Origin of the sequence: Acidimangrovimonas sediminis, assembly GCF_002871005.1 — a bacterium.
In the GTDB taxonomy this organism is placed as follows: Bacteria; Pseudomonadota; Alphaproteobacteria; order Rhodobacterales; family Rhodobacteraceae; genus Acidimangrovimonas; species Acidimangrovimonas sediminis.
Map to the genome: position 1 here is coordinate 1 of NZ_PHSN01000077.1, position 415 is coordinate 415.

The 415-nt window shown below is 65.5% G+C and carries 1 protein-coding gene; it reads right to left on the minus strand.

The genetic code is table 11. The features are described from left to right. On the minus strand, positions 1-415 hold a 415-nt coding region (locus tag CVV76_RS24865), incomplete at both ends, for a GNVR domain-containing protein (RefSeq protein ID WP_332888553.1).

The following is a 415-nucleotide window of genomic DNA, read 5'->3' on the forward strand; positions in this document are numbered from 1 at the left end:
CGCGCGCTGTGCGGAAGGTGTTCTGCCGCATCTCGCCCAGGATCACGATCGCCATCCCGATCAGTGCCCCGGCCAGGGTCGACATCACGAGGATCATCGACTTGTGCGGCGCGGTCGGGATGCTCGGCGTCACCGCCTTCGAGAGGATCCGGCTGTCGGGCTTCTGGATCCCCTGCTGCGCCGAGGTCTCCTTCAGGCGGCTGAGGAAGTACTGGTAGAGCAGGGTATTGGCCTGGACCTCGCGGTTCAGCTGCTGCTGGGTGATCAGGTCCTGGCTCTGCTTGTTGATCTGGCTGGCCAGCGAATCGCGCGAGCTTTCCAGCGAGGCGACCTGGGCCTTCTGCCGGGCGATGTCGGAGCGCGTCCGCTGCACGATCTCCGCGAATTGCGCCTCGAAGGTCTTGCGCGCTTCGGT